Annotated in this window: 17 protein-coding genes and 2 pseudogenes; all 19 read right to left on the bottom strand. The window is 47.0% G+C overall.

From position 1 onward, the window contains the following. Positions 1-60: 60 nt before the first annotated feature. Complete coding sequence (locus tag ALO_RS18705; protein ID WP_004099264.1) at positions 61-678, bottom strand: P-loop NTPase family protein; 618 nt, start codon at positions 676-678, stop codon at positions 61-63. Continuing rightward, positions 675-1,602 (bottom strand): annotated as a pseudogene (locus ALO_RS23985) (AAA family ATPase). The gene ALO_RS18705 and the pseudogene ALO_RS23985 overlap by 4 nt, the downstream one beginning before the upstream one ends. A 164-nt stretch (positions 1,603-1,766) precedes the next feature. After that, positions 1,767-2,021 (bottom strand): RNA chaperone Hfq, encoded by a 255-nt coding sequence (gene hfq, locus ALO_RS18715; RefSeq protein WP_004573520.1) that lies wholly within the window; start codon positions 2,019-2,021, stop codon positions 1,767-1,769. A gap of 37 nt (positions 2,022-2,058) precedes the next feature. Beyond that, positions 2,059-2,994 carry a tRNA (adenosine(37)-N6)-dimethylallyltransferase MiaA gene (gene miaA / locus ALO_RS18720; protein ID WP_040293930.1) on the bottom strand — a complete coding sequence of 312 codons (936 nt, stop codon included), beginning with the start codon at positions 2,992-2,994 and terminating at the stop codon, positions 2,059-2,061. Positions 2,995-2,996: 2 nt separating this feature from the next. After that, a complete protein-coding gene (locus ALO_RS18725; RefSeq protein ID WP_004573522.1) occupies positions 2,997-3,800 on the bottom strand; it encodes a class I SAM-dependent methyltransferase in 804 nt (267 codons plus the stop codon). 19 nt (positions 3,801-3,819) lie between these two features. Beyond that, on the bottom strand, positions 3,820-5,601 hold the full coding sequence (gene mutL, locus ALO_RS18730; RefSeq protein WP_004573523.1) for a DNA mismatch repair endonuclease MutL: 1,782 nt from the start codon (positions 5,599-5,601) through the stop codon (positions 3,820-3,822). Next, entirely contained in the window at positions 5,598-8,204 is a 2,607-nt protein-coding gene (gene mutS, locus ALO_RS18735) for a DNA mismatch repair protein MutS (protein WP_004573524.1), read from the bottom strand. Before mutS ends, mutL begins: the two co-directional genes overlap by 4 nt. 72 nt (positions 8,205-8,276) lie before the next feature. Further along, the gene (miaB, locus tag ALO_RS18740) at positions 8,277-9,611 is read right to left on the bottom strand and encodes a tRNA (N6-isopentenyl adenosine(37)-C2)-methylthiotransferase MiaB (RefSeq protein WP_004573525.1); all 1,335 of its coding nucleotides are present in this window, start codon (positions 9,609-9,611) and stop codon (positions 8,277-8,279) included. A gap of 132 nt (positions 9,612-9,743) precedes the next feature. Continuing rightward, on the bottom strand, positions 9,744-10,091 hold the full coding sequence (locus tag ALO_RS18745; RefSeq protein ID WP_004573526.1) for a DUF3870 domain-containing protein: 348 nt from the start codon (positions 10,089-10,091) through the stop codon (positions 9,744-9,746). 22 nt (positions 10,092-10,113) lie between these two features. Beyond that, entirely contained in the window at positions 10,114-10,938 is an 825-nt protein-coding gene (locus ALO_RS18750; protein WP_004573527.1) for an Asp23/Gls24 family envelope stress response protein, read from the bottom strand. Between the two features lie 150 nt (positions 10,939-11,088). Then, positions 11,089-11,916 (bottom strand): PHP domain-containing protein, encoded by an 828-nt coding sequence (locus tag ALO_RS18755; RefSeq protein ID WP_004573528.1) that lies wholly within the window; start codon positions 11,914-11,916, stop codon positions 11,089-11,091. After that, complete coding sequence (locus tag ALO_RS18760) at positions 11,906-13,393, bottom strand: leucyl aminopeptidase (protein ID WP_004573529.1); 1,488 nt, start codon at positions 13,391-13,393, stop codon at positions 11,906-11,908. The genes ALO_RS18755 and ALO_RS18760 overlap by 11 nt, the downstream gene beginning before the upstream one ends. Positions 13,394-13,515: 122 nt before the next feature. Next, positions 13,516-13,776, bottom strand: coding sequence for a stage V sporulation protein S (locus ALO_RS18765; RefSeq protein ID WP_004573530.1), 261 nt, complete (start codon positions 13,774-13,776; stop codon positions 13,516-13,518). A 150-nt stretch (positions 13,777-13,926) separates the two neighbouring features. Then, positions 13,927-14,448, bottom strand: a complete 522-nt coding sequence (locus ALO_RS18770) for a hypothetical protein (protein WP_004573531.1) — start codon at positions 14,446-14,448, stop codon at positions 13,927-13,929. Positions 14,449-14,587: 139 nt separating this feature from the next. After that, positions 14,588-16,126 (bottom strand): ribonuclease Y, encoded by a 1,539-nt coding sequence (rny, locus tag ALO_RS18775; RefSeq protein WP_461781521.1) that lies wholly within the window; start codon positions 16,124-16,126, stop codon positions 14,588-14,590. A 191-nt stretch (positions 16,127-16,317) separates the two neighbouring features. After that, entirely contained in the window at positions 16,318-16,752 is a 435-nt protein-coding gene (locus ALO_RS18780) for a regulatory protein RecX (protein WP_004573533.1), read from the bottom strand. Further along, positions 16,745-17,791 carry a recombinase RecA gene (gene recA, locus ALO_RS18785; RefSeq protein WP_004573534.1) on the bottom strand — a complete coding sequence of 349 codons (1,047 nt, stop codon included), beginning with the start codon at positions 17,789-17,791 and terminating at the stop codon, positions 16,745-16,747. The genes ALO_RS18780 and recA overlap by 8 nt, the downstream gene beginning before the upstream one ends. 70 nt (positions 17,792-17,861) lie before the next feature. Beyond that, a pseudogene (locus tag ALO_RS18790) lies at positions 17,862-19,440 on the bottom strand (DEAD/DEAH box helicase). Between the two features lie 18 nt (positions 19,441-19,458). Then, positions 19,459-20,694 (bottom strand): competence/damage-inducible protein A, encoded by a 1,236-nt coding sequence (locus ALO_RS18795; RefSeq protein ID WP_004573536.1) that lies wholly within the window; start codon positions 20,692-20,694, stop codon positions 19,459-19,461. Positions 20,695-20,832: the final 138 nt, after the last annotated feature.

Genomic DNA, 20,832 nt, shown 5'->3' on the forward strand with positions numbered 1-20,832 from the left:
AAAGTTTATAGCCGTGAACAAATTATATCCCAAATTTGACATTATGAACAGTCACACGTATTAAATATTATGTCCCACACAAGCCTTCACCTCTCGAAATCCTGTCCCATGCAATGCGGAAACGGGAATGATCGCAGCCTGAGGATAGCGGGACTGGACCTGTTTGAGGCATTGACTGTCGTCTACTATATCGATTTTATTGACTAGAATACTATAAGCACTGCGAACTATGCCGTAATAATATATTTCAGAGTCTATATTCGTGTTCTTGTTTGACTTACCGTCAGCATGGCAGGCAGCAGGTTGCGATGCGTCAATCATATGAAAAATATAGTCGGCCTGACGCATTAGATTCAAAGTTTGCGCCATGCCGCGTCGAATGGTTTTGTCCGGATGGATTTCTTCCGCTATGCCGCAGGTGTCATTTAGCAAGAAATCAATATTGGTTCTGCCTATGGGCATATTCAGAGTGACAGATTGGAGATGTTTGGTTTTATGTAAATCCGGTCCACACAATTCTCGTTTTGCTTCCTCGGGTGTAAAGCGGCGGGAAGTGACGATACCGTTATGGGCTCTAAAAACAATCCTGATATTATGAACCCCCAAATATTCGGCGAAATGAATGGCAAACAATGTCTTACCCGAGTTGGGGCGGCCAATCAAAATGATTTGCTTCATGATTTCCCCTCCGACAGATCTTCAGGTTCTATTAACATGAGTTCTTCTCGGGTAATGCTTTTTTGGGCTATCAGACGCACCGCCTGTCTTCTGATAGCTTTTTCAATGGTATTGCGAATAGTCCGGGCATTGCCACGGGTGTCGCCGTGCCCGTTTTCCGCTGCCGAAACAATGCTCGCCAAGAGTAGTCTGGCCTGAGCAGCCAGCCTGTACTGACGGGCTTGGCACATCTGTTCCGCAATTTGTATCAGCTCTTGCTGGCTATAGTCGGGAAATTCTATATGAATAGGGAATCTGGAGCGCAGGCCCGGATTCGTTTGCAGGAAATTCTCCATTTCTTTTTGATAACCAGCCAGGATCAGAATCAAGTCATTGCGTCGTTCCTCAATGCCCTTAACCAAACAGTCGATAGCTTCCTTGCCGAAATCTTTTTCTCCGCCTCGGGCCAAAGAATAGGCTTCGTCAATGAAAAGAATACCGCCGCAGGCTTTTTTTTATCTGTTCCCTGGTTTTCTGCGCCGTATGGCCAATGTATTCGCCGACAAGATCTGCCCTTTCGATTTCAATCAGGTGCCCTTTCGGCAGTACGCCGATTTCCCGGAATATTTTGCCGATAATCCGGGCCACCGTTGTCTTTCCGGTTCCCGGATTGCCCTTGAAAATCATATGCAGCACTAAGGGCTCAGCAACAAGATTCTCCTTTTGCCGGCGCTTTTGGATTTCAACAAAGGCATAAATCTCCCGTACCAGCTTTTTTACTTCTTTCAAGCCGATTAAGGCGTCCAGTTCGGCCAACATCCGTTCATTCCGGTGCTGTGGAGTATCTGCTGTGCGGCTGTCCTGGCGGGGACTTGATTTACGCCTGCCCTCCAGGTCTCTAAGAGTCTTGCAGGCTTGAGCGGCTGATATTTCACCATTCTTCATGGCGCTAAAAACATCTTGAGGATACAGATACATCACCTGTTGTCACATCCCCCCGGATATCGGTGATACTATTATACGTATCAAAATCATTTTGGTGACAAAAGGACCCTGGGCCAAAGCAACCCGGGGTCCTTAAGAATCTGTACTATACATTATGCGCCATGTTACTTATTCTCCGGTTTATCCTCCCGCTTCTCATATCCTCCTGCTAAAGGACGGAAAGGAGTAATGGTGGATATGGCATGTTTATACACCAATTGTTGTTTCCCCTCATTTTCAATGATAACGGTAAAATTATCAAAGCCTTTTACCGCGCCCCGTAATTGAAACCCATTGACTAAATAAATAACGACAGGGATATTTTCCTTTCGGACCTGATTTAAAAAACTATCCTGGAGATTAATTACTTTGGTTGTCATGAATAATACCTCCATGTTCACATACTAGAATTTTATTTTAACCGACCGGAAATTTTTCCAGAATACGTTTATGAATACGCGTCAACATCACAGCATAATCATGTTGATCCAAAGAGAACCATTCTATATACGGCATTTTTCGAAACCATGTCATTTGCCGCTTGGCAAAATGCCTGGTAGATTGCTTAATTTGCCCGATGGCGGTGGGCAAATCCGTCTGGCCTGCCAAATAGGCGACAATCTCCTTATAACCGATAGCCTGCAGCGACTGAGCCCCGGGCGGTACTCCCCGTGCCAGCAGATTGAATACCTCTTCTACTAATCCGTTTTGCAACATCAAGTCAACGCGTCGGTTAATTTTATCATATAAAACGTCTCGCCTCAAGCTTAGACCAATGACCATACAGTCAAAGAGATGCTTGTTGCCGGTCGCTTGTTTTTGTTCCGACAGTTGCTCTCCGGCGGTATAATGCACCTCAAGAGCACGGGTGACCCGGCGAAGGTCATTGGGGTGCAGCCGTTGAGCCGTATAAGGGTCCACCTCTGATAATAGGTCATGCAGATATTGATTGCCTTGGGTTTCCGCCAGTTTGGCCAGGCGGCTTCTTAACTCATGGTCGCCGACAGCTTGGTTGAAGGTGAAGCCTTCGAGCAAAGCCTTTACATATAGACCGGTGCCTCCTACCAGTATCGGAATCATGCCCTGCTGATTGATGCTATGAATGATTTCGCCGGCCATAGATTGAAACTGAGCGACACTGAAATCTTCCGTCGGCTCCAAAATATCAATCATATGATGGGTGATGCCCTGCCGTTCTTTTAGGTCCGGTTTGGCAGTGCCCACATCCATGCCGCGATAAATCAGCATGGAATCGCCGGAGATAATTTGTGTCTGCAGTAGCTGAGCCAGGTCAATTCCCAAACGAGTCTTGCCGACTGCCGTGGGCCCAATAACAACGATTAAGCGGTCCAGAATCAACCCCCCAGTTCAATAACGCCAAATGCGATCCTGCTGTATTTTCCGCCGATGATATCCGTAATGCCTAAGCGTTGGAATTCTTTACTGCCGCTGCCTTCTTTAACCACAACTCTCTGGCGGGCAATCCGGCAGGCTTCACGGAGTACTTGCGGGTCGATGCTTCTGTTATCGGCAAGATCACGCATGGGATTTAATTGCGAACTCCTGTAATTGGGGTGGCGAAACATGGGATCAAAATAAACAATGTCGAAACAACGGTTCGGCATTGTTGCCAAAAATTCGGCATAATCGGCATTTTTGAGGCGGACCCGGCGCGCGGCCTGAGTAATCTGCTCACTGGGATGGCAAAAATTTTGCAGTCCCCAGCCAATCATAAAAGCAATAATGGGAGATGACTCTAACCCAGTTACCGCTCCGGTTTCACCTGTGACATAGCTGGCCACCAGGGCATCTGTGGCCAATCCGGCAGTGCAGTCCAATACTGACATGCCTGATCTCAGCTGCATTGCAGCAACCATATGGTCATGTTTACCATCTGCCAGGTTTTTTATACGCAATTCGCCCATACTTACATGAAAAAAAAATTCTCCATTCGGTGTATGAATCAGCGGTCCGTCCCTTGTTATCACTAATATGTTATGAAGAGCGTAATCATGTCTTATTTTTGCCAATGAAATTCGTTTTCTTTGAATCAAGGGCGCCTCTAGAATTTGCGCCGCATCCTGGGCGGCGATCTCCATTTGCGGCGACGGATCAAATGCAGTTGTAACAATTAAATTCATACATCCTATTTCTGTCATATAGGTCTCCTGTGCCTGTCTAAGAGCGTTTGAACATTCGTTCCAGTTCATTTTTACCAAAATGCAGGATAGTCGGCCTGCCGTGGGGACAGGTATAGGGCAAATCAGTATTCATCAGTGCGTCCAGTAAAGCCTGCATCTGCCGGATATTCAGCGCATCGCCGGCTTTGACGGCGGCTCTGCAGGCCGCAATCTGGTAGTACGTCTGCCGTAGTTCATGGGGTGCGGGGTTACGCATAGTTTCCGTCGACTTTAGTATTTCTCGCAGCAATCCGTCGATGTCCGATTCTTTGAAATCAACCGGCATCTCGGTCAGCCGAAACAATTGAGGGCCGATTTGTTCCAGGGTAAAGCCTAAATCTTTCAGGCAATCCAGGGATTCAGTCAAGGCAAGACTTTCCTGCCGGTCAAATTCCAGCACGCAGGGTACCAGCAATTGTTGGGTGGGAACGTTACCGGCCTGTCTGGATAAACGATCAAACAGGATCCTTTCATGGGCGGCATGCTGGTCCATTAAATACAGGCCTTCCGGTCCCCGCGCTACAATGTAGCAGCTTTCGATCTGGCAAATTGCCTCCAATAAACTGTTATAGGCAACGGTTGCCGGTTCAGTCAGAGGAGCCGGTTCTTGCCATTGGGAACAGGATGTTGGAGGAGCAAAGTTTTCCAGGCGTTCATGAAACAGAGGCTGGGACGGTACAGGACGCAAGATCTCCCTGCCGCCAGAAGCGGTGGCGGCAAAGACTGGGGAAAAAGGCGCCAGTGGAGCAAACTGCCGCTGGGATGTGTCCTCTTCATGAGTTTCTGTTTTGGTCCGCAAGGCCTCGGCAATTGCCTGATAGACCGAGCGAAAGGCCGAACTTTCGTCACGAAATTTAATTTCGCTTTTTTGCGGGTGAATATTCACATCCACCTGATCAGGCGGTAAGGTAATGTTTAAAAGAACAAAGGGATAGCCATTATGAGGCAGCATGGAATGATAGGCATTATCCACGGCTTTGGCCAGCATGCGGTTGCCGATAACCCGGGAGTTGACGATAAACGTTTGCCATTGGCGGCTGCTTTTAATCAAGCTGGGCTTAGATACATAGCCCCAGGCGCAGATTCCGTTTTGCTCATAGCTGACCGGCAGCAAGTCCTTAACCACCTGACCGCCGTAAACAGCGCCAATAGTTTCCGGCAAGTCCGACGTACCCGGCGTCATCAGCACCAGCCGGTTGTTGTTAATGAGTTTAATGGCAATATGGGGCTGTGACAATGCCAGTTTGACAAGCATGTTATAGATATGAGAGCTTTCGCCTTGTGGAGTTTTTAAAAACTTCCGTCGGGCCGGAGTATTAAAGAACAGGTCTTGCACCATAATGGTTGTACCGACAGAAGTGCCGGTTTCTCTGACCGCAGACAGAATCCCGCCTTCGATCTCAAGTAGTGTCCCCAGGTCATCCTCAGGGCGTCTGGTGGTCAGGGAAAACCTGGATACCGCCGCAATGCTGGGAAGCGCTTCACCACGAAAGCCTAAAGAAACCAGGCGAAAAAGGTCTTCTACGTTATGCAGTTTGCTGGTGGCATGCCGGATAACTGCCAGTCGGGCGTCCGGCTCACTCATGCCGCAACCGTCATCGGTGACCCGGATCAATTGAATGCCACCCTCACGAATTTCAATTTCCACAGCCTTGGCCTGGGCGTCAATCGAGTTTTCCACCAGTTCCTTGATGACTGAGGATGGTCTTTCCACCACTTCTCCGGCGGCAATTTGATTGATCAGCTCATCTTCCAGGATTTTGATGACCGGCGTGATCATAAAAGCCCCGCCTCCTGTTTGGCCTGATTTTGCAGCCGGTATATGATATTCAAAGCCTCAATGGGTGTAAGACTGTTAATATCGACTGCCAGGATTTCGGCTGAAAGCGTATTGGCAAATAAGGATATGGGCACAGGACCCTCGACGGTTTTTGGCGGGAAAGTCTGCTCCACAGTAGCCGCCGCCATCATCTGGCTGCTTTCCAACTCATTCAGCAGATCTTGGGCCCGTTCCAGCAGTTTTTTCGGTAATCCGGCCAGCCGGGCCACATGAATTCCATAGCTTCTATCCGTGCCGCCGCCTTTTATCCGGTGCAGAAAAATGATATCATTTCCCCGCTCTTTTACCGCGACAGAGAAATTTTGCACGGTAGGATACATTTTTTCTAATTCTACCAGTTCGTGATAGTGGGTAGAAAACAAGGTCTTAGCATGTACGGATTCTTGAATATACTCAATGACAGCGCGGGCAATGCTCATGCCGTCAAAGGTACTGGTTCCCCGCCCCACCTCATCAAGTAGAATCAGGCTGTCCGCTGTGGCGTTTTTCAGGATATTAGCCACTTCCGCCATTTCCACCATGAAGGTGCTCTGTCCCTGAGCCAGATCATCATTGGCCCCTACCCGGGTAAAAATACGGTCCACCGGCGAGATGGAAGCCTCCTTTGCCGGGATAAAACTGCCGGTTTGGGCCAGCAGTACCAGCAAGGCAACCTGCCGCATATAGGTGGACTTGCCGGCCATATTGGGACCAGTAATCACCATGGTTTCGCAGGTTTTATGGTTCAGGCCGGTGTCATTAGGTACAAACCGTTCCCCGGTCAGGATCTCCTCCACAACCGGATGACGACCCTCTTTAATGAGAATGTTCCGGTTGTTGTTCAGGGAAGGTCTTATATAATTATGACGCACCGCAGCTTCACTCAGGCTGAGATAAACATCAAGCTCGGCAATCTTGCGAGCTGTCTCTTGAATCTGGCGTAAATATTTCTTAATAGTATCCCGGATATCGCAAAAAATTTGATATTCCAGGGCTACGATTTTTTCCTGGGAGCCCAGGATCTTGATTTCAAATTCCTTTAATGCCGGCGTGATGTAGCGTTCAGCGTTGGCTAAGGTCTGTTTCCGGGTGTAGTGATCCGGCACGTTGGCCGTATTCGTATGAGTAACCTCGATATAATAGCCAAAAACTTTGTTAAAGCCGATTTTAAGTGATTTTATGCCGGTTCTTTCCCGTTCTGCCGTTTCCAGTTCCTGTATCATTTTTTTACTATTATGACTGATTTCGCGTAATTCATCCAGATCCAGATTATAACCCGGCTTAATCATCCCGCCTTCCCGCACGGAAAAAGGCGGATCATCCACTATGGCACTGTGAATCAAGTTCGTAATATCTGTGTGGGCAGCCATGGTATCCGCCAAGGAATGCAGGTTATAGCAAGACACCTGTTGCAGGCTTTTTTTTACATCCGGCAATACTCCCAAGGATTGTTTTAGGGCAACCAGATCCTTGGCGTTGGCCGACCCTACTTCAATGCGGGTAAGAATCCGTTCAAAATCATAGATCTGATGCAAATTGTCCTGTAAAATCGTCCGCAGGGAAGGTTTGCCGATCAATTCCGCCACCGCTTCCTGCCGGTTCCGTATTTCAGAAATTTTTTTCAGGGGAGATTCCAGCCATTTCTTAAGGAGGCGCCCCCCCATGGCTGTTTTGGTGAAATCGATCACTGCCAGCAGCGTGTCCTTTTTTCCCCCGTCCCGCAGATTCCTGGTCACTTCCAGATTTCGGAGCGCAATGGCGTCCAGCACCAAATGCTCTCCGAAAATAAACTGTGTCAGCTTATTGATATGAGACAGATCACTTTTAACAGTCTGGTGCAGATAATATAACAAATAGCTGATACAGGTAAGAGCCCCCTGGTCCTCCGGCAATTCCTCCGGGACAAAGTGTTGTTGCGGCAATTGCCGCAACAACTCGGAATCTTCCAGTTTGATCGTCGAATCCATGCAGCCGGGGATACGATTCGCGGCAAAATTTCTGATCTGGACCGCTTCGCTAAAAACGCCGGCAAACAGAATCTCTGCCGGCATGAGGGTAAACAAATGGTCACAGGTAGAAGCGATCCTGTTAACACCGGAAAAAGCGGTCCACTGGCATTCACCGGTGGATATATCAACAGCAGCCAGGCAGACAGATTGATCCTCTTCATGGAGGGCAACCAAATAATTATTGGTTTTAGCTTGCAGCAACGCATCGGACAATACTGTTCCCGGCGTAATAATCTTTATCACTTCACGCCGTACAATGCCCTGAGCCTGTTTAGGGTCTTCCACCTGTTCGCAGATAGCAACTTTATATCCCTTATTGATCAGTTTTGCAATATAGTTTTCTGCCGCGTGATAGGGTACACCGCACATGGGAATCCGTGTCCCCGGTCCGCCATCACGGGAAGTCAGGGTAATTTCCAATTCCCGCGAGGCGAGTTCAGCATCAGTAAAAAACATTTCATAGAAATCCCCTAGACGAAAGAAAAGAATCTCTTCTTGATGCTGTCGTTTAATATCCCGATATTGCTCCAGCATGGGAGTGTATACGGTCGTCATTGCCTCTCTCTCCTTACGGGGCCGTTGAAAAAGGCCCAGATTCGATGCCGTACATGAATTTTGCACGGCTCCTCAAATGCAAAGTTGGCCTTTTAACAGCCAGGTCTGAGCCTTGTCTATTTTCACGTTCAGAAGCTGTCCCGGCTCTTCCTGATCGCCTTTCTTCCAGATCACGATTTTATTGGTTCTGGTGCGGCCTGTCCAATAAGCCGCATCGTTCTTACTGGGTCCTTCGACTAAAACCTCCAGGTTTTTGCCTGTAAAGGTTTCGTTAATGGCCAGACTGATTTGATTTTGCAGATTCATCAACTGCTGCAGCCGTTCTTTTCTTTCTGCCAGGGGGACCTGATTCGGCATTTGGGCCGCAGGTGTGCCGGACCGGGGCGAATAAACAAAGGTATAGGCTGCATCAAAGCGCATTTCATTAATAAAATCAAGAGTTTCTTCAAATAACCCGGCTGTTTCACCGGGAAAACCTACGATAATATCGGTAGTGACACTGGCATGGGGGAGTTTTTGCCGCACCTCGTCGATGAGTCTACGGTAATAATCAGTGGTATACCCTCGATTCATCTCTTTCAGAATGGTATCGCTGCCTGACTGGATGGGCAGATGAAAATGCTCGCACAGCTTTTTGCCGGAGCGTATAGCTTCAATGACTTCAGCGTTCATGTCCCTGGGATGAGAAGTCATATACCGGATCCTCTCGATTCCCTCTATTTCGTCAGTGCTGTTTAATAAATCGGCGAAATCTATATCATCCTGTCGATCTTTACCGTAGGAATTTACGTTTTGTCCTAACAGAGTAACCTCTTTGACTCCTTTTTGCACCAAGACCTGAATGTCCCTGATAATATCATTTTGGGCCCGGCTGCGCTCTCTGCCCCTTACATAGGGGACAATGCAATATGTGCAGAAATTATTGCATCCGTACATGATAGGAACCCAAGCCGAAACCTGCCCATCCGCCGCAACAGGAATAACATGGTTGAAGTCGTCTGTCAATTCCTGTACCGCCAGTACCCTTTCCCGGGTTTCCAGCACCTGTTGAATATGAGCTAAGATTTGATGCACCACAAAGGTACCGGTTACAAAATCAATGTGCGGTGCTTTGCGAAAGAGGTTTTCCTTGTCTTTTTGCGCCAGACATCCGGTTATGCCGATTATTAAATCCGGGTTTAACTGCTTCAGCTTTTTGAGTTCTCCAATTTTGCCGTAAATTTTTTGTTCCGCACTTTCCCGGACGCAACAGGTATTTAAAATGATAAGATCTGCGTTTTCCAACTGGTAGACCTGTTCGTACCCTGCCTGGAGTAACTTTGCAGCCATCTGCTCGGAATCAGAGATATTGCCCTGGCAACCATAGGAAAGAATAATATATTTATGCGGCGGCTTGATTTGCTCCATTCAGTGCTTCATCTCCTTTGAATTATTATAACCTACAAATTCAGTTTAAACAACCAAACCCTGCCAAGCTATCCGGACCATACGAAAAAACAAGGGTGCGAATCCTCATCACCCTTGTTTCATGGCAATTGTTTAATCCAGCGCGCTGGGGGTCATACCATCTTTATAGCTGCGATATTTATCGTAAATAATCCGCAATGCCGTAATAATTGCCTTTTTGGCGCTTCCTTGGTAAATTTGGTCAACCAAACGGACTAGTGGGTCCGGACCATCTTTCATAGTGCAGCCGATCAGTGCTGAAGAAATATGCCGGTTAGCCAGTTTAGTCGCTAAAGTACAATCGGCTTCTGTAATGATTTCCTTCTCCACGTCAATTAATACAACCACACCGATTACCTTATACATTTCACTAGCTGTAATACCGGTTGGCAATTTAGCATATCCAGAAAACAGGATGATATTATCTTCCGGCTTATCCAACAGACTTCCTCCCCTATCTATTTTATTCGATGCTCAATCGTTTCACTTCAATATTTACTTCTCTAATCATCATACCCGTCATATACTCCACCATATCTTTTATGCGGTGTTGCGCCTGATGTACAACGTTCCAAATCGAAGCGCCATATTTTATTGTTACTTCAAGGGATATGGAAATTCCTTTTTCCCGATCATTGGAATTTCTAATGATCACTTGACTCGTACGGGTTATGGACGGGTCGCTTGTAGCCACATAATCTACAATAACAGCAAGAGCAGCATCAGAAATCAAAAGTTTGCCATAATAGCTGAACGTCGGTCGCACAATAGACTTTTCACCAAGTTTACGATACTTGGCCTGGGGTTTTTTAAAAAATATTTGCAAAGGGTCAATCAAATAACCGGAAAAATGCGGTTTTAACTCTATAGTTGGAACGGGAATGATGTGCTTGCCTTCTTTAATTCTGCTTTCCCTGGCCCGCACGATTTCGGCCGGGGTTGCAATGTCCTGAATGCGGATGATCTTTGTTAAAGGCGGCAGCTGAAGAATTTCTACAATTTTTTCCACCATATTGACGGACGTTCCAAGAATGAGGATGCGTTCCGGGTTGGTTTCCTTTACTGCGGCACGCACGGAACTTGCATGTTCTTCATCCATAAAAATGGCTCGTTTTACGGCTTTAATTTTGCTGGGCTCTTTTTTGGCTGAGTAACCGGCAATAATTTTACTGTCCTTTATAAATAAGCCATCGTCAATAATTGCGTCGGCATTATATTCATGGGCGACAATTAAAGCGCGATGGCTCTTCCCCGTTCCACTGGGCCCTGTTAGGGCAATGACTTCCATGACAGCCTCCTGTGCGCCAGAGATCATTATACGTTCTCGGCTTTGGCATATACCAATCATACATTGATATTCTATATAAAAAAAATAAATACCTTTACAGGTGTTGTTCAGTAATAAAAAAACTTCATGCCCAAATTACATTTATATGTTCTATTCCCTGTAAGTTTGTAATTGATATACCACATCAGCCGGAATATAAAATTGACCTAAAGATGCAGGATAGCGCGCGGGTATGCCATGAAAATCAGAACCACCGGTCACCAATAGATTGTGTTGCCTGGCTAAACTTAAGTATTTTGCTATTTCTCCTTTACTATGCATAGGATGATAAACCTCTAGCCCGCGAATTCCCTTTTGAATGATGGCCGACACTAAAGCATCATTGCCGATGAGACCCGGGTGAGCCAGCACTGGCACGCCCTTTGCTTGAATAATTAAGCGGATTACCTGCTCCGGTGTTAATTTAAAATGAGGAACATAAGCCGGCTTTCCAGCGCTTAATATCTGTGAAAAAACTTCTGCTACCGATGAAAAGTAGCCTCTCTCCACTAACACTTTAGCCACATGGGGGCGGCCAACCGAGGTCGCCCCCATGGCTGTTCTCAGCACCTGTTCCTGAGAGATGGGATACCCCAGCAGGGCCAATTTTTCTAGGATTTTGTTGACCCGTAGCCGGCGGTCTTCAGTCAGAACATCTAATTGCTGCCGCAGCGGCTTGCTGCGTATATCGATATAATATCCTAAAATATGTACTTCATGAGCAGGAAGATCCGTGCTGAACTCAATGCCAGGGATGACTTTGAGCTTTTGTACATGGGAATCGGCGTTCAAGGATAACAGTCCGTCCAGTGTATCGTGATCTGTAATAGAAATATGTGATAAACCGGCCTGTAAGGCACTATCAATAATTTCTTGCGGCGTATATAAGCCATCCGAAGCTGTGGTATGAATGTGTAAATCGGCTTTTTCAATTGACATAGGAACTATCCAACACCAGCCTAATGAAAGTACGCACCCCAATCCCGGTAGCACCCTTCACATTATACCCGGCATCCTTATCAACTGTAACCGTGCCGGCGATATCGATGTGGACCCAAGGCCGCTTTTCGACGAATTTTTCAATAAACTTACCGGCAGTGATCGCACCGGCCCATCTTCCTCCCGAATTCTTCATGTCAGCAATATCACTTTTAATTTGTTCGGTATAATCGTCAAACCCAGGCAGTTCCCACATTTTTTCCCCGGAATACTGAGCTGCTGCTAGAAGTTGCTTGCACCAATCCGAATCGTTGGTAATGACCCCGGATACCGATTTTCCTAGCGCCACTACACAGGCGCCGGTCAGTGTGGCGATATCCACAATTCGGGTAGCTCCTGCCCGAATGGCGTAGGTAATCGCATCGGCCAGGATCAGCCGGCCTTCGGCATCAGTTGTAATAATTTCAATGGTCTTGCCACTCATAGATGTCACTACGTCACCCGGTTTCAGAGCTCGACCGGAGGGCATATTCTCGACGCAGGGAAGCACCGCTAGGATATTGACCCGCGGCTTTAGCTGGCCAATAGCTTTCATAGCGGCCATGACAGCCGCAGCGCCGGCCATATCGTCTTTCATATCTCCCATGCCTTCACTGGGTTTTAATGAAATGCCGCCACTGTCAAAGGTGACTCCTTTGCCGACGAACGCCAGCATCTCCTGGGAATCCGGATTCCCCTTATACTTAAACACAATAAGCCGGGGCGGTTCTTCACTGCCTTTGGCCACTGCCAGTAAGGCGTTCATTTTTTTCTGCCGCATGGCCTCCTGGTCTAATACAGTTAATTCTAAGCCAGTGGATTCTTCCACCAAAGCCGCATAATCCACCATTCGGCTTGGTGTTAGATAATGGGAAGGATGATTGACCAAATCGCGGCAAAAGTTGACGGAATCCGCTACGATCCTGCCCTGTTTGAGGCCCCATTCCACATCAGACTGGCAATGGGATTCGCACTGCAGGAACACTTTGTCCAGAAACTTGCTTGGCTTGCTATCGGTTTTATAGCATTTAAATTCATAGGTTCCTAGCAGGGCACCTTCCACTATGGCTTGAGCTATATCAGAAACCTGGGCACCAGGAATCATATAGTGGCCAACATCCAAAAGAAGGGCAGCGGCTCGATGCCGATTGATGCTTCTAACCGCAGAGCCCATCAAAGTCCTTATTTTATCCTGTGTCAAATCCTTGATGCTGCCCAGGCCGACCAATACGATGCGTTGAATCGGATGATCTGCGATATATAGGCTGGTAATTTCGCCATAATTGCCGCAATCCGGGTTTTGCTGCCGTATGGCATCAAAATAAGCCTGTAATGTGCCGTCTACAGTGTTGCTTGCCCTCCCGTCCTTGTCAATGCCAATGAGCTGAGCATCGCATATGACGCCGGGTACGGCATCGGTAATGACCTCTAGTATCATTTGTCATCCCCCTTTTCAACCATTTATCTATATTATATCTGAAATGAATCATTACTAACTAAACTACGAATAAAAAATAGTAAAACCTGTCCGTCAGAACAGGTTTTGAGGTCCTCTTGGATCTACCTCGGTTCGACGATTAATTTGATGGCGGTTCGCTCTTCACCATCAATCATGATATCTGTAAAGGCAGGGATGCAAATAAGATCGACTCCATGGGGAGCCACAAAGCCTCGCGCAATCGCGACCGCTTTTACTGCCTGGTTGAGTGCGCCGGCTCCGATGGCTTGCATTTCAGCGCAGCCCCGTTCCCTCAAGACTCCGGCCAGAGCCCCTGCAACAGAATTAGGATTAGACTTTGCTGATACTTTCAAGACGTCCATATTATCAGTGCCCTCCTCTAATTAAACAAAATATATGATGCGGCAAAAGGTTTTGCAACATGAGTTGTTTTCTGGTAAATACGCTTCTGTTGAGAGAAAAAAAGATTCAAAGTATTAAGAATAAATCAACAAAAATTTTTAAACATTCATCTATTTATTAAAAACCAATACTCGGCCATCTTCTCTGATGCCGATCAAGCTATGCTCAGCATAATCTTTTTTTACATTTTCCAGCATGTTTTCAATCAGTTCTTCCTGAACAAGCAAATCTTCTTCCAGCAGAAACTCATTTTGATCGGTAATCAAGCGGTCTTTTAATTGCTCCCGCAAGAGTGCAATCAGTAACGCAATTTCCCCTTTGGTAAAAGTGTAGACATCCCGGATCACAGTTAAGATAGTCACTTGCTCGTAAGTACTGATGTGAACACGAACAATGCTATTGGCCTTTTCGCCGTTTAACAAATGATAAGTATGAATGCTGTCTAAAAGCCGATTTTGCAATGTAGCAATTTTACATTCCGAAGGGATGCCGGAAAACATAAATGTAAACTTTAAAGAATGTGAAAGCGGATCAAATCGTATCGTCCCAACTTCCGGATAGCGTACAAGAATTGAAATCAGTAAATTGACTCCGTCAGAAATCCGTTCATCTCCCTGCTGATATTGGGGCATATAGTTCACCATCCAAGCAAAAAAATTAGGAACAAAAAATAAGACAATAAAGAATGCATATCTTTTTGTTTCTCTAACGATTCGCTAAAATCCTGCATAAAACACAACGCGAAATAAAAAACGGCCCTAAGGCCATTTTTTATTTCGCGTAATCAACCGCTCGAGTTTCCCGAATGACAGTAACCTTTATTTGACCAGGATACTCCAGTTCACTTTCAATCTTTTTAACGATATCGCGTGCTATACGAACGGACGATACGTCATCTACCTTATCAGGTTTTACAATAATGCGGATTTCGCGTCCGGCCTGAATTGCATAGGATTTTTCTACACCCTCAAACGACTCTGCAATATTCTCTAACCGTGTCAGTCTTTTCAAGTAGGTTTCCAGGCTTTCCCGGCGAGCGCCGGGACGGGCGGCGGAAACAGCATCGGCAGCAGCCACCAAAACAGCTTGAACGGTTTTCGCTTCCTCGTCCCCGTGGTGGGCACCGATTGCGTTAATTACTTCCGCAGATTCACGGTATTTTTTTGCCAAGTCGGCTCCAATAGTAACGTGAGGTCCTTCTACCTCATGATCAACCGCTTTGCCAATATCATGCAATAATCCGGAACGTTTCGCCAGCATTACGTCCACGCCTAATTCGGCAGCCATAACGCCAGCCAGATGAGCAACTTCAATTGAGTGTTTCAAAACATTTTGACCATAACTGGTACGATATTTAAGCCGTCCCAGCAGTTTAATCAACTCGGGATGCAGTCCGTGAACACCGGTTTCGAAAGTAGCCTGTTCTCCCGCCTCTTTGATCTTCTGATCGACTTCTTTTTGTGCCTTTTCCACCATTTCTTCGATACGAGCAGGATGGATCCGGCCATCGGTAATCAGCTTCTCCAGGGCAATTCTCGCCACTTCCCGCCGTACCGGATCAAATCCGGATAGTATGACGGCTTCGGGCGTGTCATCAATGATCAAATCAATGCCGGTTAAAGTCTCTAAGGTGCGAATATTGCGACCTTCACGCCCAATAATACGTCCCTTCATTTCATCATTCGGCAGCGCCACAACCGACACGGTAGTTTCCGCGACATGGTCGGCAGCACATCGTTGAATGGCCAGAGAAATAATTTCTCGCGCCTTTTTATCGGCTTCTTCTCTGGCTTGTTGTTCGAGATCTTTAATCAAAATCGCCGTTTCATGCTTGATTTCCTCTTCTACATTTGCCAGCAGCAACTGTCTAGCCTGCTCAGAAGTCAAACCTGATAATCGTTCAAGTTCAGCGAGTTGTTTAGTATACAACTCGTTAATTTTCTCTTGACTCTTATCCAACTCAGCCTCTTTTCGGCCAAGCGTCTCTTCCTTTTTTTCCAGGGAATCAATTTTGCGGTCCAGATTTTCTTCCTTCTGTACTAGACGGCGTTCAAGACGCTGCAATTCGGCACGACGTTCTTTTACTTCACGGTCTAACTCACTTCTTAGACGATGAATTTCTTCCTTGGCTTCCAGGAGAGATTCTTTCTTTTTCGCCTCGCCGAATCGTTCCGCCTCTTCCAAAATTTTTTTAGCGGCATTCTCCGCCAAAGCAATTTTAGCTTCCGCAATATTTCTTCGCGTCAGATAGCCTGCACCAAATCCAATTGCTCCAATAATGATTGCAATAATAATTATTTCAAATAAGATAATTTACACCTCCTTCTTTTTAGGTTTAATTACGGGTAAAGCCGAGTATCAACTCGGCTTTAGCACTTTATAATGCTCCCCTACAGTTGTCGGCAAGTCGGTAGTATAACATTACATATGGATTGATTTCATTGTAAATGTTTTTCAAAGGAGTGTCAAGCTAACCTTGCTTTCTACCCGGCTTATTCGACTCATTCTGTCATTAAAGGAGAAATAACTCGGTTGATGACAGGGCGGGAGAAACCTCTGGAATATAAAAAGCGCGCTGCCTTGGGAAGATCATCCAGCAAGCGGCGCTTTGTCAGCAGATCTTTTGCCCAGATGTCTTCCTCGCTAAAATCAATTTGACTCATTTGCTCTCTAATGATCGGATCGGAAATTCCTCGCTTGCGCAGCTTGTTGCGAATTCCCAGGGAACCCAGGTCACCCTGAATGCAATGCTTCTCAATCAACCGGCGGCATAATAATTCATCTGATAAGTAGTGCCGTTCCAACAAATAGGAAACTGTCCGGTCTACTTGAGACGGCAAAGCTTTAAGACGCAGTTTTTGCCGAAGCTCATACTCGCTTAAATCGCGCCGGCCGAGAAGCCGCATAGCCAAAGCCAGAACCTCTGCCTCATTCAACCGCCAGATCCTCCGTACCGGCTTCGGTTGCTGCCGTCAACTTCAGATTACTGTTGCCTTGCAGCAAAGTTTCTCTGATTCTTCTCTCGATTTCATCGCTGACAGCTTTATTGGCTTTCAGATACTCCTTGGCATTTTCCCGGCCCTGGCCCAAACGATTATTATTATAGGAATACCAGGCGCCGCTTTTATCAATCACTTCTAATTCAGTGGCTATATCCACCAGGCATCCCTCGCGGGAAATTCCTTCGCCGTACATAATATCAAATTCCGCTTGTTTAAAGGGCGGTGCAATTTTATTTTTGACCACTTTCACCTTGGTCCGATTGCCGACGGCATCATTGCCGACTTTGATGCTTTCAGTTCTGCGGACCTCCAAACGCACGGAAGCGTAAAACTTAAGGGCGCGGCCGCCGGTCGTAGTTTCCGGGTTGCCAAACATGACACCTACTTTTTCCCGGATTTGGTTGATAAAAATGGCGGTAGTGCGGGATTTACTGATGATGCCGGTAAGTTTGCGCAGGGCTTGAGACATTAAGCGGGCCTGAAGGCCTACATGAGAATCCCCCATTTCCCCTTCAATTTCAGCCTTGGGAACCAAGGCTGCTACCGAATCTACGACGATAACGTCAATGGCCCCGCTACGCACTAAAGCATCGGCAATCTCCAGAGCTTGCTCCCCGTGATCAGGCTGGGAAATCAGCAGGTTATCAATGTCTACCCCCAGCTTTTTTGCATAAACAGGATCCAGAGCATGTTCAGCATCGATAAAAGCGGCAATGCCTCCCTTTTTTTGCGCTTCAGCGATCACGTGCAGGGCCACGGTGGTTTTACCGGAAGATTCCGGTCCATAGATTTCGATTACTCTGCCGCGGGGAACGCCGCCTACTCCTAGGGCAACATCCAATGAAATAGCTCCTGTAGGGATTACTTCCACGTTCATTTTGGCAGCTGCTTCACCCAGCTTCATAATGGATCCCTTGCCAAAGTCTTTTTCAATTTGCCGCATGGCGCTTTCCAAAGCCTTGATTTTATCCATTTCTTCCCCTCCCATCCTGCCATCATAACACAAGCTTCTATTTCTATCCTTGCATTCGCGATGCCGTTCTTTAATTTCGACCTTTAGCCGGTTCCACGTTAATTCTATAACCCTTTATCGTATTGCGGTGCATAACGGCCAGAACCTTTTCCGCCACATCTTCCGGCACTTCAACAAAAGTAAATTTATCATAAATGTTGATCAAACCGATGGTGTTACCCGGAATACCGGTTTCTTCGGCAATGGTCCGGACCATGTCCTCAGGCCGGATATTTTGCGCCCTGCCCACGTTGAAAAATAGGCGTACCATGCCTTCCTCAGCACCGGTATTCTCAAAGCTGCTCTTTTCTTCCGCTGCTTTCTCCTTATATCCTTCCTGAGCAAACTTTAATGCCGCAGCCGCTACATCCATCGGATCATATTCCGCTGAGAGATCAGCTACGATGGAATGATAATCGGCGAAATTGCCCTGCATTAGGACCTGCAGCAGGCGAGTTTTCAGAACTTCTTTTTGCCGCTCCAGAATATCGGCGGAAGTAGGCAAGGCTCTTCGAACAATGCGGGTTTTAACCGCTTTTTCGATGATTTTCAGCTGGCGATATTCCCGAGGTTCGATAAAGGTAATGGCATGTCCTTTTTTTGCCGGCCCGGCCGGTCCGGCCAATCCTGTGGACATAGGACTCAGGATCCTGGGGAATATCAAAGTTGACTACATGGGTCACATGTTCAATATCCAGACCCCGTGCTGCCACATCGGTGGCCACTAATATCTCCAGCTGTCCGTCCCGGAACTTTTTCATGACTCTGTCCCGCTGGGACTGGCTCAGGTCGCCATGCAGGCCGTCGGCCATATATCCCCGGGCTTGCAATGAAGAAACTAGATCATTGACTCCCTTTTTGGTACGGCAAAAAATAATCAGGCGGTCAGTTTCTTCAATATCAAGAATACGGCAAAGACCTTCCAGTTTGTCGCGCGTCTCATAATAGCTCTGGTCAATCAGGGGAACGGTAATTTGTTCTTTGCTGATGGTGACCGTGACCGGGTTGTTCATATATTTATTGGCCAACGCCAGAATCGCCGAAGGCATGGTAGCCGAAAAAAGGAGGGTTTGCCGGCCCTCAGCGGGTACCTGATCCAGAATGCTTTCTACATCCTCAATAAACCCCATGTCCAGCATTTCGTCGGCTTCGTCTAATACCACAGTTTTTACCGTATCAAGATGAATCGTGTTGCGCCGGATGTGATCCAGCATTCTTCCAGGGGTGCCGATTACTACCTGAACCCCGTATTTTAATGTCCGGATCTGGCGTTCAATCGATTGCCCGCCATAGATTGGCAGGACTTTCAATTTGCGAAATTTACCGATTTTTGATAACTCTTCGGAAACCTGTATGGCCAACTCACGGGTAGGGGTTAGAACCAGCGCTTGAATATGCCTGCTGTCATTGAGCCGTTCGATAATGGGAATGCCAAAAGCAGCTGTCTTCCCTGTGCCGGTCTGGGCCTGCCCGATCACATCATGCCCTTCTAACACTGTGGGGATGGTTTTGCTTTGAATAGGAGACGGCTCCTCAAAACCCATTTCTGTGATCGCTGTTATAATTTTTTTGCTTAAAGCAATATCGCCAAATAAACCTTGTTCTTTCATAGACTTTCCTCCTAAAAATTAGAGTACATAACGTCGTAGATGGTCTAACGCTGCATGACTGGTGCGTTGTTTAATATTCATCCGGCTGCCGGTGAATATATTTCGGTGCACTATCGGTCCCTTGGATCCGTCTACCGCAATATAAACCAACCCTACCGGCTTTTGTTCGGTACCGCCGCCCGGACCGGCAATCCCAGTAATGCCAATGCCGATATGGCTGGCAAACTTACTGCGGATTTGCTTGGCCATATAAAGGGCAGTTTCCGGACTGACAGCGCCAAAATCCCGCAGCACCGAGTCGGGAATATCCAGAAACCCCTGTTTCACCTCATTGCTGTAGGCCACGACAGAACCAACAATATAGCCGGAACTGCCGGGAATATCCGTAAGCCGGCTGGTAACCAGACCACCGGTGCAAGATTCTGCCAGGCTGAGGGTCTGATTCGTTTCTGTTAATAAATTGCCCACAACCACTTCTAAATTTTCATCATCACAGCCATAGATAAATTCATTAATTCTGCTGCGTATTTGAGACTCCAGTCCGGCAATGAGTTCCTTTGCCTGAACGTCAGATGAAGCTTTGGCAGTAATCCGGACGTGAATCTCTCCGTCCCTGGCCAACAAAGCAAGGGTAGGATTGGTTTGCCGGCGAATCAGATCCATAATTTTTTCTTCCAGCGCCGATTCGCCGATGCCAAAGGTACGCAATACCTTCGAGAGAATCGCTCCTTGCTCGCCAAAACGGTTCTTTAGATAAGGAACCACACCATTTTCAAACATCCATTCCATCTCATGGGGAGGGCCCGGCAAATCGATAATTATTTTTCCCATGTGTTCCATAATGACTCCGGGCGCAGTACCCCGTTCATTATCCAATACAAAAGCGCCCTGGGGCATCATCGCCTGCCTTAAATTGCTCTGGGGCATGGAAAGGCTGCGGCGGGCAAAAAATGCTTCTATCCGTTCGACGCTGTGGGAATCTAAAACCAGCGGCAGTCCAAGCACCGAGGCGCAAACCTCTTTGGTAATGTCTCCTTGGGTGGGACCCAGGCCTCCGGTGGTAATCACCAAACCAGCCCGTCCCAATGCTGTATTCACTACCTGGGTCATGCGCTCCCGGTTGTCCCCTACCGTGGATTGGAACAACACGCTAAACCCTAATGCATTAAGCCGCTGTGCTAAATATTGGGCATTCTTATTTAATATCTGGCCTAAAAGTATCTCAGTGCCGGTACTGATCAGTTCGACAATCATACAGTCAACCTCCTAAATAAAGAAATTCGCATAAAAAGGAAGTTTTCCTCCCTTCGGCACGAAACTTGCTAAAGTATCTGCGGATTTTGTCCTGCATATATAAAAATAGTAGGACAAAATCCGTCGCTACTATTTTTA

This window comes from Acetonema longum DSM 6540, assembly GCF_000219125.1.
GTDB classification, from domain to species: Bacteria; Bacillota; Negativicutes; order Sporomusales; family Acetonemataceae; genus Acetonema; species Acetonema longum.

Bases quoted from the DNA above. Each gene is read 5' to 3' on its own strand.
- ALO_RS18705 (WP_004099264.1), bottom strand. From the start codon at position 678: ATGAAGCAAATCATTTTGATTGGCCGCCCCAACTCGGGTAAGACATTG.
- hfq (WP_004573520.1), bottom strand. From the start codon at position 2,021: ATGACAACCAAAGTAATTAATCTCCAGGATAGTTTTTTAAATCAGGTC.
- ALO_RS18725 (WP_004573522.1), bottom strand. From the start codon at position 3,800: ATGACAGAAATAGGATGTATGAATTTAATTGTTACAACTGCATTTGAT.
- mutL (WP_004573523.1), bottom strand. From the start codon at position 5,601: ATGATCACGCCGGTCATCAAAATCCTGGAAGATGAGCTGATCAATCAA.
- mutS (WP_004573524.1), bottom strand. From the start codon at position 8,204: ATGACGACCGTATACACTCCCATGCTGGAGCAATATCGGGATATTAAA.
- miaB (WP_004573525.1), bottom strand. From the start codon at position 9,611: ATGGAGCAAATCAAGCCGCCGCATAAATATATTATTCTTTCCTATGGT.
- ALO_RS18750 (WP_004573527.1), bottom strand. From the start codon at position 10,938: ATGGAAGTCATTGCCCTAACAGGGCCCAGTGGAACGGGGAAGAGCCAT.
- ALO_RS18755 (WP_004573528.1), bottom strand. From the start codon at position 11,916: ATGTCAATTGAAAAAGCCGATTTACACATTCATACCACAGCTTCGGAT.
- ALO_RS18760 (WP_004573529.1), bottom strand. From the start codon at position 13,393: ATGATACTAGAGGTCATTACCGATGCCGTACCCGGCGTCATATGCGAT.
- ALO_RS18765 (WP_004573530.1), bottom strand. From the start codon at position 13,776: ATGGACGTCTTGAAAGTATCAGCAAAGTCTAATCCTAATTCTGTTGCA.
- ALO_RS18770 (WP_004573531.1), bottom strand. From the start codon at position 14,448: ATGCCCCAATATCAGCAGGGAGATGAACGGATTTCTGACGGAGTCAAT.
- recA (WP_004573534.1), bottom strand. From the start codon at position 17,791: ATGGATAAAATCAAGGCTTTGGAAAGCGCCATGCGGCAAATTGAAAAA.
- ALO_RS18795 (WP_004573536.1), bottom strand. From the start codon at position 20,694: ATGATTGTCGAACTGATCAGTACCGGCACTGAGATACTTTTAGGCCAG.